Below are 15,787 nucleotides of genomic sequence, written 5' to 3' on the forward strand. Positions count from 1 at the left end.
TAGATCACTCATTGATGCTAAAATTTTTAAGACTTCGTACTCATAAGCTTAGGAAGAGTAAAAATGAGTGATACTAAAATCAATCCCCAAATTAACCGCGGTATTTCCGTCAATGATCAGGTAAAGCCTAAAGAGCTTAACCAGGGCAGAACTATTGATGACCGCCAGTACATCCCAAAACAATTCAAAGACGTCGCTGCAAGCATGGAACAACAGTTTGCAGAAATGATGGTTGAGCAAATGGCCAAGACAGTTGATGAAGCTGATTCCGAAGGCGGCGGTGGGATGGCCATGGACTATTATAAGTCCCTACAAAAGGGCGAACGTGCCAAAGCTCTGACAGAGCAAAACAATCTGGGACTTCAAGACATGATTTTGAACCAGATTTATCCCAAAAGAATGCGAAATGAGGTAGCTTTAAGGCAATATGAGGCCCAGGCGAACCGCATACACCAGAATTTGCCTAGCTATAAAATTGACAGGAAAACGGATACAATTGAAATGGGGAAGAATGATTCTACCCCGGTGACCGACGAAAAAGCTCTGTCGGACACAAAAGAAAGCGGAGGCCTACAATGAGCAAGATTGACAGTACATCTTCACGCTCGATCTTCCTACCTAACAAACGCGAAAGCTCGAAAGTTGGACAAACTGGGCTGACTCGCAATTCAGATATCAGAAGAGAAGAACTTGAAACATTCTCAAAGAATGATTCAAAAGTAGATATCCCTGACGCAATCAAGGACTTCTCTCGCATTAAAAAAGTAGCTGACGCTGCTCCTGCGATTGATAACACAGATAAAATTGCACGCTTAAAAGCTCAAATTGCAGCGGGAACATACAATGTAGACGCTGGTGATTTAGCAGATAAAATCATGGAACAAGAGTTTTAGGACTCTCCCTGAATTTAATCGATATCTAGGATGGATCATCGAATGAAAGATAAACTGGCCCTACTCTATTTTGAAGTCACTAATCTATGGAAGCAGTTCTGTGAAGAGCATAACGAGCTTTTCAATCTTACGTGTGACGAATACTCGCTTCTTTTAAAAAGCGATCTTGAGTTATTAGAAGAAAAAATCAACGAAAAAAATGAATGCATCGCTCGTATCGGGACTCTGGAAATGATGAGAAGAGACCTGATTAAAGATATCAGCGCTCTTTATCCCGAAAAAAATATCGACAGCGTTTCAGCTTTGCTGGAAGTTATGTCGAACTATGAAATTGAAAGCAATCAAAAACACCTGTTCCGTTTTAATGCATTGTTAATCGACATCATTGAAAAGATTCAGGCACAAAATAAACGCAACCAACTTTTTATCAACAAAGCACTACACTCACTTCAGCAAATTCGCATCGAAGCTTCGGGAAAGAAAAACTACTCGACTTACTCTGCGAAGGGCTCTGCGGTAACGACGAGCACGTAAGGAGAAGATGTGGCTGATTTATTAGGCATTGGGAAATCCGGTCTTAACGTTTCAAAGAAAGCCCTTGAGGTGACCGGGCACAACTTGTCTAACGTCAACACTGAAGGCTACTCTCGCCAGCGTGTCATGCAGTCTACGGCTATTCCTGTTTCTGTCGGCGGATTCGTTCAGGGAACCGGGGTAAAAATCGACGGTGTAAGACGCTTTAACGACGAATTCATCGACAAGCGCTTAAACACAGCTCTTGCCAATAATAAATTCTACGAATCGAGAACTGAGCACCTTGAGCAAGTTGAAAACATCTTCAACGAGCTGGACTCAGACGGATTAAACCAGGTTATCAACAAATTCTTTAACTCATTTAGAGAGCTTGCCAATCAACCGGAAAACGAAACGATCAGATCAGTTGTTCGCGACAACGCGAACCTGGTTATTAAAGACTTCCGCCGTATCCGCGGGACTCTTGATACTCAATCAGGAAACATCGACAGAAAAATTCAAAACTCTGTTGCTGATGTTAACCAGCTTCTTCGTCACATCGCTGACCTTAACGGAAAGATCACAACGATTGAAGCCGCTCAAGGTGAAACCGGAGACCTTCGCGACCAGCGCGATATGGCCTTGAGAAACCTTTCTGAAAATTTTAAAATTCACACTTACGTTGATGAGAAAAACCGCTTTATCGTAACGGCTCAGGGAATCGGGACACTGGTAACAGGTCTTCACGTTCAGGAGCTAGGAACTGTCACCCAGAATAAAAACGACTCTAGTAACGGAATGAACGGTTCCGTTGAAGTTGTATTAAAAGACCGCCCATCACAAAAGATCACTGATCTTTTTAAAGGTGGAACTTTAGCGGCAATTATCAAAGTAAGAAATGAAGACTTAAAAAAGCTACAAAACGATATCGATGGAATCGCTTACCAGTTTACGTCTTCAGTAAACTCTATCCACCGCCAGGGGTTCGTTAACCGCGAAATCACTATTGGTGCCGATGGAAAACCTGCGGCCGTAGACCACAAAGGCTTAACGACTGGTCTTGATTTCTTTAAGCAGCCTCTTTCAGTAGAAGAAGCCGGTAACGAAATCGATCTTTCTGACTCGGTTAAAGCGGACCTGAGTAACATTGCGGCAGCTCTTTCGCCAAATGCTCCGGGTGATAACCGCGTAGCGATTGCAATTTCAAAACTTCAACACGAAAGAATTTCAGGTGACGGAAGCGTGACTCTGGAAGAAAAATACTTACAGACGATTGGTAATATCGGTCTGGAGACAGGTAAAGCGCGCATCGACTCTGAACAGGCCACAGGTATTCTTGCTCAAGCAAACAGCTTAAGAGAGAGATTAACGGGTGTTTCAATCGATGAAGAGACAGCGAATATGATTCGCTTCCAGCAAGCTTACCAGGCTTCAGCGAAGATTATGCAAGCTGCAGATGATATGTTTAAAACAGTACTGGAATTAAAACGCTAGTTGGATAAATAAATGACAAGAGTTTCAGAAAACAGTTCAACCGCCTCTCTTCAATACGCTTTAAATAAAACGAAAGCGAAAGTTGAAGATTTACAATTAAAGGGTTCAACCCTTAAGGCGATCACACGTCCTTCTGACAACCCGGTCAGTAACGTTGAGGCCATGGCCCTGACGTCTTCGACCAACGACAACCTTCAATATTTAAAGAATGCTGACTTCGCTCTTTTAAACCTGAGCGTGAGTGAGAAGTCAGTTGAAGAACTGACAGATATTATCGTTAAAGCAAAAGAAATTGCCATCGCCCAGTCTTCTGACTTCTTCAACGCCGACGTACGAAAGAACGTTGCAAACGAAGTTCAGCAGCTCTATAACCAGGCACTGGCCATCGCCAATAAAAAAGTTGGGATCAAACACATCTTCTCTGGAACAAGCACGCTGACAGTTCCTTTTGATGGAAACGGTAACTACAAAGGCGATAAAGGACATATCTCACTAGAAGTTTCCCGAAACTTCTTCGTGCCAATCAACTTGACTGGTGAAGAAGTTTTCTACAATACAACCGACACTGTTAAAGCCGAAAACCCATTGGAGAAATTTGATCAATTCAAAGACGCTCCTTCGGTTAAGCTCAACCGCGACCTGGCCTCTGTTGAATCAGAGGGTGCAAAAGCTGAAGGTGCAGAAGGCGCCGAAGACGGATTTAAATCGCGCGATAATATTTTCTCTCAGCTTCAGGCACTAACAAGCGCCCTTGAAAATAACGATCCTCAAATGATTCAAGGTCTCCTTGAAAAATTCGACAATACAGTCTCTCGCCTTGTTACCCTGAGAACTCGTATCGGATCGATCACAAACTCTGTAGAATCGTCGAAAAACAACCTTTCCAACGAAAATATCGAGCACGCTTCCAGACGCAGTGCTCTTGTTGACGCTGATGTGACCGAATTATTTTCGGATATCAACAAACAGCAGGCCATTCTGAAAACAACCTATCAGGCAAGTCAGGGACTTATGAATCAATCCTTGATGGACTTCCTGCGTCGTTAATCCTCCTCTTCACGCACTGCCCATTGTCATTATCCGAAAATAATTTAGTTTTTGCTTGCAATTTAATTAATCAGATAATATATGAAGCATTGCAAGCCGGATCAGGAAAGACTTCCGGCGAATGATTTCTGAGGTTGATTTATGCTCGTGTTGACAAGGAAGCTAGGCGAAAGCATCGCAATAGACGATCACATTAAAATTGTAGTTGTTCAGATCAAAGGAAAACAGGTTCGTCTTGGTATCAAAGCGCCACCAGAGACCAAAATCCATAGAGAAGAAGTCTACAAGGCCATCCAAGACCAAAATACAGAGGCTTCACAGGCCGACTTAAGCTCAATTGCCGATTTGGCCAATGAGTTAAACAAGAAGTAATTTCCTGCTTGCACTTTTGCCCCTACGGCTGTTAAAATCTTTGCATAGAGGTCGGGTATTCGACCGTGGTGCACAAAGCGGAGGCTTTAACAGTGAAAATCAAAACTACTAGATTTGGCGAACTAGAAGTCGACAAAAAAGACATTATTGAGTTTACAGAAGGTTTACTCGGTTTTGAAAACCTAAAAAAATTCTTCATCGTTGATCCAGGTGATCAAACGTTAATTCTTTGGCTTCAATCAACTGATGATGCAGGTACTGCATTCCCAATTATCGAACCAAAAATTTTCCAACCTAACTACATGGTAAAACTTCTTCCAGTTGAACTTAACAGTTTAGCTCTAGAGAACTTATCAAATGCTAGCGTGTACACAGTGCTTACTATCCCACAAAACGTTACTGAAATGTCAGCGAACCTAAAAGCGCCGATCATCATCAATAACAAAACAAAGATGGCAAGACAGATCGTTCTTCAAGATTCAAAACTAGAAGTTCGTTTCAAAATGTACATGGATCTTAAGAAGTACATCGTTAACTACTCTACGAATGCTTCAGACGACTCTAAGAGAACTAACGTTGCTCAAGCTGCTAGAGACAATGGAACAACTGTTGTTTCAACAAACACAGTTAACACGACAACGAAAAACAATTCTCCAGAAGCTAACTAATTCATCATTTAAAATTGATATAAAAAAAGGCTCCTCATGGGAGCCTTTTTTATTTGTGCTTAATCGTTTTAAGAATTTTACAGGCGAGTTTCTGTCGCAGTCTTAGAAAGGTTCATATACATGCTGGCCTCAGCGTGGAATGGATCTTTAATCAGAACCTTTTCCCACTCTGCTTGAGCTTCAAGAACATTTCCGTTTCCGTAGTGAATGACCCCAAGAGCGATGCGCGCTGGAGCGAAGTTTGGCTCTTCGTTTTTAAGGTTTCTAAGTTCTTCAATCGCCTTAGCAACGAAGCCTTTTTTCGCGTAAACCTTAGCGATTTTGATACGTGCATCCAGGTTCTCTGGATCAAGACCGACGACCTTATTAAACTCAAAGAGAGCTTCATCGTAGCGATTATATGACAGGTATAAATCTGCTAGTTCGTAGTGTTTAGAAGCGAATTTTTTATTGATGTGCTTGTCTTCCATCAGACCAGCACCTTTGTTTTTACCTTTTACGCGCTCATTGGCCGTATCGAAAACCTTTTTAGCGTCTTCGTATTGTCCGATGTCGTTGTATAAAACAGAAAGGCTAATAGCTGCGTCTGTGTGCTCAGGATTTAAGTTTAAAACTTTGTTAAAAGCTTTAATCGCCTTCCCAATTTCTCCATTGATATGGAAGATGTTTGCCAGAAGAAATAAAGCATCTACGTTGCGATCGTCTGATTCAATGATTTCATTTAAAACAACTTGCGCCTTTTTATATTCCTGCTTTTCAAAGCATTCGCGGGCAGTCTTTAACAGTTGTTCATTGTTTGAAGTGTACATTCTGTGCTCTCCTACTTTGATTCTACCGGATGTTCCGCTAGTTCTTTGTTGGCCTTCTCTACGTTGGCCATAATGCGCGGGCGTTCTTGTTCATTTTTTAGTGTGGATAAAATGTCTTCGTAACGGTTTTTAGCCGCGAAAAAATCTTTTGTTCTGAAGTAGAAATCTGCAATGTAGATTTCTTTTTTCTCTAACATATCTTCGATTTGAGCAATTCTCTTCTGAGCATCTTTGACGTATTCTGTGTTTGAATAAGTCGTCATCAACTCATTGTAGTATTTAATCGCTTCAACTCCCGCTGAAAGATCGCGGTCATATGTTTCGGGAAGCTGACGGTAGAATGATTCTGAAATCCTGAAGATAACATAACCAAGCTCGTTGTATTTCGGGTGAAAATCGCGAAATAGAATATAAGCGGCAGCAGCCTCAGCGTAATTTTCTTGAGAGAATAAAATATCGGCCTGAAGAAGTTCTGCGTGAGTCGCATAGAAACTATATGGGTATTGAGAACGAATCAGGTTAAGTTTTTCCGTGGCCTGGATGTAACGAGATTTTCCAACCAACTCCTGCGCTTCTTTATAAAGAACTTCTGCCTCTGTCGCTCCCTGTGGTCTTTTAGTCGCACAAGAAATCACTAAAACAGACAACGCCATTACTAAAAACTTAACAACTTTCAACGATAGCTCCAAACGAGGTTCTTAATGCTAAAAATGTATCATTTTGGCGAAGGCTACGACAAGGCTAAAGGCATTGGAATGATTGAAAAATATGCCGTATTTTTAAGGGGTTAAAAGTGAAGCTCCAAGCTTTTTTACTTGGAGCGTTCAGTATAAATTTCGTTGTAGATTTCAGTGATGATGAGCTTGATGGCCGCGACTACCGGGATTGAAATAACCATCCCTGTAATTCCGGCGTAGTGAGACCCTACGATAACACTGATGGCGACGATCATTGGGTGCAGGTTAACAATTTTTGAAACCAGGAATGGGAATACAAAAAAGGCATCAACCGCGTTGGCGACAGCATAAAGAATCAATACAGCTCCCATCGTTGGCGATGTTAATCCATATTCAAGCATCGTTAAAATAATGGCCGGGATCACTCCCAGAATTGGACCGACATAAGGAACAATATTAGTTACTCCGGCCGCAAATCCTAAGATGACAGCGTTGTTAATTCCCATGATCAGAAGACCGATCGTGATAATTCCACCAACAATCACCGCCTCGACAAACTTCGCAAAGAAATAATCTCCCAATTGGCGGTTGAAGACGTGAATAACATAATAGAAACGTTCAAAGATCGTATTAGGTGTAAAACTTAAAAGCGTTTTCTTAAACGAATCTGAATCGCGGATCAAAAAGAACGTGAAGAATGGGACTAAGAAAATCCATTCAAGAAGCGTTGCCAGGTAGTTGGGAACTTTCACCACAAATTCACTCGCCCATGTCTCTAACTGAGAAAGCGTTTGAAAAACATACCCATCGGCCAGTTCATGACCCGTTTTCGCCTTGATGAAAGCGGTCACCACCTCGTATTGAGTGATGATGTATTGTTCGATTTGCGGGAGATTGTATTGGATATCTCTCGTTTGCATTGAGAGAACCGGGATGACTTTAAAAAGTGGCAGACCAATCAACACCGACAGAACGACGAAAACAACTAAAGTTGCTTTTGTCTTACTTAAATGAAAGCGCATTAAGTAGTTTACGATTGGAGTTAGGGCCAGCGATAAAATATAGGCCAGTGAAATGGGAATTGAAATTCGAGGTAAGGCCAGCACCAGCGTACAAAAGAGTAAAATCACAACTGCAAAAAAGATCAGCTGGATTTTGACGATGTTTTTTCGACTGCTCAAAATCATGTTTGCTCTTTTGGTTCGTGGTTTTTCTCAGCTAATTGGCGCTCTAATTTTCTTAGACGCCTAGTGATTTTACTTGCTTCTTCCGTCATATAAAAAAGGCGATCAGCAAGGGCAAGCGAGATGGATTGAATCAATTTCGCTGCAATCACCGGATGATTTTCAATTAAATGCTCAAGGTCAGGTTTAAAAATACCAATCAATTCACAAGGGCTTTTCGCCACAGCTGTTGCTGATCTCGGGTGGGCGTCCTGAAGCAGGGCCATTTCTCCAAAGTAACAGAACTCGTCCAAGACCAGGAATTTTTCTTCACCAACTTCGTGTCCGTAATCTGCTCTTGATAATTCAATTAAGCCAGAAAAGATAAAATAGAAACCGATACCAATTTCACCTTCGCGAAAGACGGTGTCTCCCTCCGAAAACTTGCGAGAGTGCATGAACTTCGCCAGGATTCTGAGTTCGTTATCGGAGAAATTTTTTAAAAGTTCCACGTTTCTTAAAAAGCGCGGAATTGAATCGCGGCGCAGTTTACTTAATGGATTGGCCATCCATAAGTATTTCATCATCCCGAAGTCAATTCTCTTTGAATGGCTTTCGCCTTTGTTGCCCGATTCTTTGACTTCTTTTTCGTAAGAGGCGCTCATCGTTTCTCCAGTATTTTAAAATAGGCCCAATTGATCTTTGTTAATCCATCCAGAAAGTGAAAGTGGGAATTCTACGTAGAACCAGCCTTCTTTAAATTCACCCAGGATAATTTTAGAACCTGCGCGCACTTTCCCTTTTTCGCTGAAGATCTTTGAAGGTCCTTCATAAAGTGGGATGTCTTGAAGAGCAATCGCATGGTTGATGTCTTTGATATAGATAAAAGAAAAAAGCATAGGGACAACAGCAAGAATAAGAACTGCGGCCATCACCCATTTTTTAGTAATCTTTTGGAACCTGATCATTAGTGTAAAAATGATGAGTAAAAGCAGAGTAAAACTCACATAACCAGCAACAGGAATCGATGTTGCTATATTAACAAACTGATCCGGAAGGCTGCTTGAGGTGCTTAAGTCATCTACCTGGAGGTTGGATTTAACAAAATTTAAGTTATTGAGAGAAGAGCTGTTGATATAACCCTCTTGAATCGCCTTTTCTAAATGAAATCTCGCAGTGGCCTGGTCTCCCATTTTCGAATAAACCGTTCCCAGATTGTAATGGAAAATACCTGAGTCAAATTGTTGCTTATTCTTAAGTAGATACTGTGCTGCGCCCTTATAATCTTTCTTTAAATACAGCTCATCAAAAGAGAGTTCTTTATTCTCAGAAAGCGGTTTTCTAGAAGCGCCAGTTATAGGCAATGTCTTAGGGAGTGTGCTAGTATTTTTCATAAATTAATTATCGCAGAGGCCACGCTAGTTGCAAGCGAGAAAAAGAGTTCCGTATCACCCTAAAAAAATTTAAAACCACATAAGGAAGTATAGTCATGACCATTGGAGTTCAATCTAACGATATTAGCGAGCATTTTAATAAGCTTTTCTCTTCTATTCTCTTAGAACAGCAGAAGTTTGATCACATCAAACCTGCTGATGAAAGCAAAAAAGAAGTGCTAAATGAAAAACTAAAAGAATATGAGAGCCTAAAAGGACGTGGATTCTTTTATCCATTCATGGCAACGGGAAGAGGCCATGGCCCTTTCGTAGAACTTCTTGATGGTTCTGTTAAATTCGATCTGATCAACGCTATCGGTGTCAACCTACTTGGTCACTCTCACCCAATTTATATTAAAGCCAACCTTGAAGCTGCCACTAGCGACACGATGATGTGTGGAAACCTGCTTTCTTACCAAGAGCCGTATGAGCTTTCAAAAGTTCTTCTGGATGCTGTTAAGAAGTCACGCCTTAAGCACTTCTGGTTTTCATGTTCAGGATCGTTTTCAAACGACACTGCTTTAAAAATCCTATGGCAGAAAAAAGCACCAAACTACCGCTTGATTGCTTTCCAGAAATCATTTGCTGGAAGATCAATCGCTATGCAGGACGTAACTTACAACCAGGCCTACCGTGAAGGAATGCCAAAATCGATCCAGGTTGACCACGTTCCACACTACAATTACAAAAATTCTGAAAATGCGATCCAGGAAACAATCGCAGCACTTGATAAACTGATTGAAACAAACGGCAACACTTACTGTGCGCTTACTATCGAGCTAATCCAGGGTGAAGCTGGATTTATCTACGGAACAAAAGAATACTACAAAGCAATCTTCGAATGGGCGAAAAAACATGGAATCTACATTTGGGTAGATGAAGTTCAGTCTTTCACGAGAACAACTGAAATGTTTGCTTATCAGATGTTTGACCTTGATGAGTATGTTGATGTGGTGACAATCGGAAAAGTTCTTCAAGCTGCCGGAACATTCTACACTGAAGAGTTAAATCCAAAGGCGGGACTTATCGCCGGAACATTCAACGGTTCAATCGCTTCGCTTAACGCTGGTAAAGCGACTGTTCGTTACCTGAAAGAAGGAAACTTCTACGGGGAGAAAGGACGTATTAAAGAACTTGAGACAAAATTCAAAGCTAAGTTCAAGACCCTTTCTGAAGGGTCATGCAAAGGGAAGATCCCTTACTACGGCGGTATCGGAACTATGCTTTCATTTGAAGTGGGAGATGGTTCAGTTGATGTCACAAATAAATTTATGAAGAAACTTTTTGAAAATGGAATTATTTCATTCTCTGCCGGGAAAGAGCCAACTCGCGTTCGTTTCCTTCTGCCGCTTCCATTACTGGATTCGCACATTGATGAAATCTTTTCAATCGTTGAGAAGACTGTTCTCGAGACCATTAATTAGGACGTGTTATGTATATTCTTAGATCTGCAAGCCTGAATGACCTTGATGATCTTTACGATTTAAGCCAACTGATGCTTTTTATCAACCTTCCACCTGATAAAGAGATCATCAAGACGAAAATCGAAAGCTCAATTAAAGCATTCACTAAACCTTCCAGAAAGCTGTGGGAAAACCACTACCTTTTCGTGCTAGAAGACACGAAGGCCCAAAGAATTGTCGGGACATCAATGATCCATGCCCAACATGGAACTGAAGATGAACCTCATTACTTTTTTACAGTTGGACAAGAGAACAAGTTCTCTATGTCTTTAAACACTGGCTTTATCCATGGAACTCTAAAGCTTGGATTGGACACCAACGGCCCGACAGAAATCGGAGGCTTGATTCTCGATCCAGAATTTAGAAAGAGTGATAAAAAACTTGGAAAGCAACTCTCATTCGTTCGTTTCCTGTATATGGGAATGTTCCCTGAGCGATTTAAAGATACGATTCACTCAGAACTAATGCCTCCATTTGATAACGAAGGCCACGCTCCTCTCTGGGAAGCGATTGGAAGACGTTTTTTAAATCTTGAGTACCATGAAGCTGACGTGCTTTCGAGAAGCAACAAAGAATTCATCCTGAATCTTTTCCCATCTGACACAATTTATATGACACTCCTTCCGATTGAAGCGCGAAACGCTATCGGAAAGGTGGGCGACTCAACGGCACCGGTAAAAAGAATGCTTGAGAGCATTGGCTTTAAGTATATGAACGAAGTGGACCCTTTTGATGGTGGGCCTCACTACCGTGCTAAACTTAAAGACATCACACCAGTCAAAGATCTTTTTGAAGTGGAGATCCTAATCCGCGACAAAATTATTAAAAGCGATGTCGAGAGCATCATGGCCAGTCTCCCAACTGAAGACGGCACATTTAAAGCTGCTTACATCACTGGAAACTTGAACAAAGGTTCCCCTGCTAAATTCATTATTGACCCTGAAGAAGCTAAAGAACTAGGACTTAAAGAGGACTTTAAAACGTTCGCAACTTACCTATAGGTGAAAATATGACAAAATATAAAATTTTAGGAAACTACTACAACGGAAACTTCAATCTACCAGCAACGACTGGGCCACTTGCTGTTGAAAACATCATCAAGAGATCATGCCCTGCCGATTTATCGCTGGCCCTTTGGGAAGCTCCGGTTGATTACCGCGATGTGGATCGCGTAGTTGAATCGGCAATCAAAGGATTCAAGACGTGGAGAAAACTTTCTCAAGCTGAAAGAAATGACTACCTGAAAAAATACCAGGCAGAAGTTAAGAAAAGACAAGAAGAGATCGCTATCGCCATCGCTTACGAAACAGGAAAGCCACTTTGGGATTCAAAAACTGAAGCTGCTTCGGTTGTCGCCAAAGTTGATGTGACAATCAACGATTCTCTTCCACGCATTTCAAACAAACAAATCGATGCCATTCTTCCAAAAACAAATGGTCACATCGTATTTAAGCCTCTTGGACCAAGCTTAATCATCGGGCCATTTAACTTCCCTTGCCACCTGGCAAACGGACAGATTTTAAGTTCACTGATTGCTGGTAACTCAATTATCTTTAAGCCAAGTGAAAAAACTTGTTACTCTGCTCAGCTAATGATCGAGTGTTTCCACGCTGCTGGTTTCCCAGAAGGTGTTGTCAATCTCATCCAAGGTGATGGCGAAGTAGCAAGACGCCTACTCAAAGAAAAATCAGTAAAAGGTGTATTCTTCACAGGTTCAAAAGAAGTTGGAAAGAAAATCCTGGATATCACTCACCATGATCTTTCAAAACTTGTTTCACTTGAACTAGGTGGAAAAAACACAACGATCCTTCACAAAGATGCCAACCAGGACCACGCTCTTCAGGAACTTTTAAAATCATGTTTCCTAAGCTCTGGTCAAAGATGTACTTCGACTTCAATCGTCGCCATCCACAGAAGCATCCAAGACGAGTTCATTGCTAAATTCCACGAAATGGCGAAAAAAATCATCATTGATCACCCAGTGGAATTCTCTCGTGAACCATTTATGGGACCACTCGTTGACCAAGGTGCAGTTGACGCCTATCTCCTATTCATGGGAATGGCAAAACGCGAAGGTATCCAGGAAATCATGCGTGGAAAGCAACTGGATAAAACGAAAAAAGGTCACTACGTCAGCCCATCTATTCACCTAGCGGAGAGATGGAATAACGACAGCATGTTCCTTCACAGTGAAATCTTCGGGCCAAACGTAACATTTATCCCTTACGACACAATTGAAGAAGCTATCTCTATTGCCAATGCAACTGAATACGGTCTGGCCGCAGCCGTTTTCACGAAAGATCAGGCAATCTTCAAGCAATGTGTGGAAGAAATTGATTCTGGTCTTGTTAACTTCAACCGCTCAACTGTGGGTGCTTCAGCGAAGCTTCCATTTGGAGGGGTGAAGAACTCTGGGAACTATCACCCGGCCGCTTTAACGACGATTGATGCCTGCGTGTATCAGATGTCTTGTTTAGAAGTGCTCTCAGATGAGCCGGAAGATATTAAATCGATTATCGGATTAGACCTTTAATACAAATGGCCCTCTTCAAGAGGGCCATTTCCTGTAGAAAATACTACTTCTCTGGACAAGAGAGGAGAATTTTTATAAAAACCCCCTACATTTCAAGGGATAAATAAAATGAAGACATTAGCTCTCGTTCTTATGATGATTTCTGGTTACGCATTCGCTGATGACTGTAGTGACAAACCTAAAATTACAGTTTTCGAGATGAAACAAGTCCTGACGGATAACCTCACACGCAGAATGTATGAAGAACATATCAACAAAGGTTGGCCAGAAATTGGTCGAGATGTTTACATGCAGTCTTCTCAAGGTCAGGTCGTTGCTCAGACGACGACAATGACGATGACAAGACTTTATGATTTTTATGTTCAAAAATTAAAAGAAGCACTAGATCCAAGCTATGGCTCTGGTATCCATATTAATTCAGTCTCTATTGCCAATGACTTTAACAGCTGTCTTTCTGATGAACAAAAGAGCAAATGTTCAAACGAACTCAATGGCTTCATGGAAAAAGTTAAGCAATTTGAAAATTTTCAAAATAAATACAGAAGCAATATGTTTTCTTTAGTCTCTATGATCGATACTTTTAACCGTGAAGTTCAAAGTGCAGGTGGAGCAGGAGAAATCTACTCTGCAAACAAAGCCTATAACTTTGTCGAGTCGATTACAAGAAACACGAATGAATCTACTGAGTATAAAGGGTGGATCAATATCAGTGTGAATGAGAGTGACTACACGGCCGATGCTCTTTTTCGATGCTTATAATTTTACAATGCCCGTGAGGAAACTTGCGGGCTGAATTTATTAATTTTTATAAAGATCTTTTAGCTTAAACTTCAAATTAATCAAACTCTCTTCAATCAGACCACTATTGATACTTTCCCAAGCACTAACATAATTGCTCGCCTGATCCCCAAGGGACAATCGATGCATTCTGCCTACAACATAAGCTTCATCCGCAATAATATCAGCGTAATCATCTGCAGGAATGTCTTCTAGTTTTAGGCCTGAAGCAAATTGATCGACAAATCTTAGGCTGTAAGCGTGGCCTTCAATAGAAACACTATCAATAGACTTATTTAATCTGCCGTCATAAATGCGTTCTTTAAAAGCGGCCATACGCCCTTCAAAATTAACTTCGGCCTTCACAAACACTTTGTCGTATCCACTTTGTGCCGACTCTTTTATATCCAGCCATTGAACTTTATCCTGAGGTCTCACACGTGCGAGAACCTGAAAGCGCTTTAGCCCTGCACTCCCTCCGTCTTCTTTGATTCGAACATAATGATCAAAGATCTCAATTTTGGGGAATTTTTCTTTAAGAGCACTCGTTAATGATTTTAATTCTTCTTCTTTTGTCGGGCGATCTGGTGTTTTATGCTTAATAAATTTAAAAGGTGCATCTTCACTGATAAACTTTTTCAGTGTTTTTTCTGTGACCGTTGAAACGTCTTCAATGCCTTTTTCAATATAAAAAGAGCTCACATGAGCTTCTCCCTTAAGACCTTTTGCATAAGCTTCAAAATAAGTTTTCCAGGCAAGATCTTTATCCACAATCTTACCAGAGACAAAATGCCTTAAGACATCGTGATAAAGCAGGCCTTCCGTTGAATCATCAAAATCATTCAAGGTGAAAATCACTTTTCCTTTGTCATCAATAACGAATCCAAAGTTTTCGATGTGCAGATCCCCTGCAATTGTTCCCTGGAATTTCTCTAATGATTTATAGAGAGCTGCAAAGTCAGGATCAGCAACATACTTGTAAAAAACCGGAGAAAAGGCACGATAGAAAGAATGAAAATCTTTGTTGGCTTCAATGCGTTTTTCAATGAATGACCCTTTTTGATTCGGGTAAAACTCTTCCAGCATTTCCTTGCACGTAAGTGCTGGAGCTGCCGCAGGAGCTCGGGAAACAGCATTTTTTGGCATGTAATCGTTAAAAGATAACTTGGTGTAGATGAAGGCCAGTGCGAACATGAATGGCACATACATCCATCTCATATCAATACTGCTTTTTATTGACGAGAACACCGACTTCTGAAGAAGACATCGGGTTCTGATTGGTTGATTTTATCTGCTCGACATCAACATTAGAGTTTTTCTGATAAAGGTCGATGATCTCTTTTTGCTTAAGTGATTTCTGAGATTGTTTTAGTCTCGCTTTTTCAATAAGAATAAACGACGACATATTTTCATCTTCTTTATGCTCTGGTGCGATTGTTTTGGCCTGGACAACTTCCGGTTCAGGTTCATAAGCAACCTGTGAAGTTGTTTTCGCCTGCACAACAAAACGTGGAGCTGGTGTTTGCTCAGGCCCGATAGGCGCCTCTTCACTTTCAACGTCAGCTGATTCTTTTTTTGTGAAAGGAAGAATTTTAGCTGAGACCTCTTCTTCTTTGTTTTGTTTTGAGTGGGCTTCGTGAATCTCATCAAGCGATTCTGTGCTTGAGAAGTCGCGGTAAATTTTATGCTCTACTCTTTCATTTACTAAGTCTGTAAGTGAAAGGAACTTACCACCATTGTGTTTGGTAGCAATGTCTGCGATCTCCTCAGGGGTGATAATTCGCAGAAGGTTCATGATAAGTAGATTTTGGACGGCCATAGTAATGAACTTATCGGAAGCATTGCCTTTAAACTTGAGTCATTTGATCTGGCATTCCCCTTGAAATAAGATTTCAAATACTTAGTCATTCAAACTGGCATTTTTTAAAAAAGTAGTAGACATTTA

18 protein-coding genes are annotated in these 15,787 nt (G+C 41.0%); 11 read left to right on the forward strand and 7 right to left on the reverse strand.

Annotation, left to right across the window (positions count from 1 at the left end):
• Nucleotides 1-63: 63 nt before the first annotated feature.
• From AC6JA8_RS18650 to fliW, 7 genes are all read left to right on the forward strand, one after another.
• Complete coding sequence (locus tag AC6JA8_RS18650) at nucleotides 64-579, forward strand: hypothetical protein (RefSeq protein WP_497975118.1); 516 nt, start codon at nucleotides 64-66, stop codon at nucleotides 577-579.
• On the forward strand, nucleotides 576-893 hold the full coding sequence (gene flgM / locus AC6JA8_RS18655; protein ID WP_497975119.1) for a flagellar biosynthesis anti-sigma factor FlgM: 318 nt from the start codon (nucleotides 576-578) through the stop codon (nucleotides 891-893). Before AC6JA8_RS18650 ends, flgM begins: the two co-directional genes overlap by 4 nt.
• A gap of 42 nt (nucleotides 894-935) precedes the next feature.
• Entirely contained in the window at nucleotides 936-1,427 is a 492-nt protein-coding gene (gene flgN / locus AC6JA8_RS18660; protein ID WP_158649750.1) for a flagellar export chaperone FlgN, read from the forward strand.
• A gap of 9 nt (nucleotides 1,428-1,436) precedes the next feature.
• Nucleotides 1,437-2,900 (forward strand): flagellar hook-associated protein FlgK, encoded by a 1,464-nt coding sequence (gene flgK, locus AC6JA8_RS18665; protein WP_497975120.1) that lies wholly within the window; start codon nucleotides 1,437-1,439, stop codon nucleotides 2,898-2,900.
• A gap of 12 nt (nucleotides 2,901-2,912) precedes the next feature.
• Complete coding sequence (gene flgL / locus AC6JA8_RS18670; protein WP_497975121.1) at nucleotides 2,913-3,947, forward strand: flagellar hook-associated protein FlgL; 1,035 nt, start codon at nucleotides 2,913-2,915, stop codon at nucleotides 3,945-3,947.
• 141 nt (nucleotides 3,948-4,088) lie between these two features.
• Nucleotides 4,089-4,319: a carbon storage regulator CsrA gene (gene csrA / locus AC6JA8_RS18675; RefSeq protein WP_102245320.1), complete on the forward strand. Its 231-nt coding sequence runs from the start codon at nucleotides 4,089-4,091 to the stop codon at nucleotides 4,317-4,319.
• Between the two features lie 92 nt (nucleotides 4,320-4,411).
• On the forward strand, nucleotides 4,412-4,987 hold the full coding sequence (gene fliW, locus AC6JA8_RS18680; protein WP_497975122.1) for a flagellar assembly protein FliW: 576 nt from the start codon (nucleotides 4,412-4,414) through the stop codon (nucleotides 4,985-4,987).
• Between the two features lie 77 nt (nucleotides 4,988-5,064).
• Here fliW and AC6JA8_RS18685 read toward each other — a convergent pair whose 3' ends face one another.
• The 5 genes from AC6JA8_RS18685 to AC6JA8_RS18705 all read right to left on the reverse strand — a co-directional run bounded on the left by AC6JA8_RS18685 (nucleotide 5,065) and on the right by AC6JA8_RS18705 (nucleotide 9,030).
• A complete protein-coding gene (locus AC6JA8_RS18685) occupies nucleotides 5,065-5,796 on the reverse strand; it encodes a tetratricopeptide repeat protein (protein ID WP_102245322.1) in 732 nt (243 codons plus the stop codon).
• 11 nt (nucleotides 5,797-5,807) lie between these two features.
• Nucleotides 5,808-6,473, reverse strand: coding sequence for an outer membrane protein assembly factor BamD (locus AC6JA8_RS18690; RefSeq protein ID WP_491638693.1), 666 nt, complete (start codon nucleotides 6,471-6,473; stop codon nucleotides 5,808-5,810).
• A gap of 134 nt (nucleotides 6,474-6,607) precedes the next feature.
• The gene (locus tag AC6JA8_RS18695) at nucleotides 6,608-7,660 is read right to left on the reverse strand and encodes an AI-2E family transporter (protein ID WP_497975123.1); all 1,053 of its coding nucleotides are present in this window, start codon (nucleotides 7,658-7,660) and stop codon (nucleotides 6,608-6,610) included.
• Entirely contained in the window at nucleotides 7,657-8,301 is a 645-nt protein-coding gene (locus AC6JA8_RS18700; RefSeq protein ID WP_497975124.1) for a cyclic nucleotide-binding domain-containing protein, read from the reverse strand. The genes AC6JA8_RS18695 and AC6JA8_RS18700 overlap by 4 nt, the downstream gene beginning before the upstream one ends.
• Before the next feature lie 15 nt (nucleotides 8,302-8,316).
• Nucleotides 8,317-9,030 carry a tetratricopeptide repeat protein gene (locus tag AC6JA8_RS18705; protein ID WP_497975125.1) on the reverse strand — a complete coding sequence of 238 codons (714 nt, stop codon included), beginning with the start codon at nucleotides 9,028-9,030 and terminating at the stop codon, nucleotides 8,317-8,319.
• Between the two features lie 95 nt (nucleotides 9,031-9,125).
• Between AC6JA8_RS18705 and AC6JA8_RS18710 the strand changes: the two genes are divergently transcribed.
• From AC6JA8_RS18710 to AC6JA8_RS18725, 4 genes are all read left to right on the forward strand, one after another.
• The gene (locus tag AC6JA8_RS18710) at nucleotides 9,126-10,493 is read left to right on the forward strand and encodes an aminotransferase class III-fold pyridoxal phosphate-dependent enzyme (protein WP_497975126.1); all 1,368 of its coding nucleotides are present in this window, start codon (nucleotides 9,126-9,128) and stop codon (nucleotides 10,491-10,493) included.
• A gap of 8 nt (nucleotides 10,494-10,501) precedes the next feature.
• A complete protein-coding gene (locus AC6JA8_RS18715; protein ID WP_497975127.1) occupies nucleotides 10,502-11,533 on the forward strand; it encodes an arginine N-succinyltransferase in 1,032 nt (343 codons plus the stop codon).
• A gap of 8 nt (nucleotides 11,534-11,541) precedes the next feature.
• Nucleotides 11,542-13,065 carry an aldehyde dehydrogenase family protein gene (locus AC6JA8_RS18720; protein ID WP_497975128.1) on the forward strand — a complete coding sequence of 508 codons (1,524 nt, stop codon included), beginning with the start codon at nucleotides 11,542-11,544 and terminating at the stop codon, nucleotides 13,063-13,065.
• Nucleotides 13,066-13,173: 108 nt separating this feature from the next.
• Nucleotides 13,174-13,824 (forward strand): hypothetical protein, encoded by a 651-nt coding sequence (locus AC6JA8_RS18725; RefSeq protein WP_497975129.1) that lies wholly within the window; start codon nucleotides 13,174-13,176, stop codon nucleotides 13,822-13,824.
• A gap of 39 nt (nucleotides 13,825-13,863) precedes the next feature.
• Here the strand turns inward: AC6JA8_RS18725 and AC6JA8_RS18730 are convergent, their stop codons facing one another.
• Together AC6JA8_RS18730 and AC6JA8_RS18735 are read right to left on the reverse strand one after the other, a co-directional pair.
• The gene (locus tag AC6JA8_RS18730; protein ID WP_497975130.1) at nucleotides 13,864-15,060 is read right to left on the reverse strand and encodes a DUF2252 family protein; all 1,197 of its coding nucleotides are present in this window, start codon (nucleotides 15,058-15,060) and stop codon (nucleotides 13,864-13,866) included.
• Between the two features lies 1 nt (nucleotide 15,061).
• Nucleotides 15,062-15,661 (reverse strand): hypothetical protein, encoded by a 600-nt coding sequence (locus AC6JA8_RS18735; protein WP_497975131.1) that lies wholly within the window; start codon nucleotides 15,659-15,661, stop codon nucleotides 15,062-15,064.
• Nucleotides 15,662-15,787: the final 126 nt, after the last annotated feature.

The organism is Bacteriovorax sp. HI3, assembly GCF_059738875.1.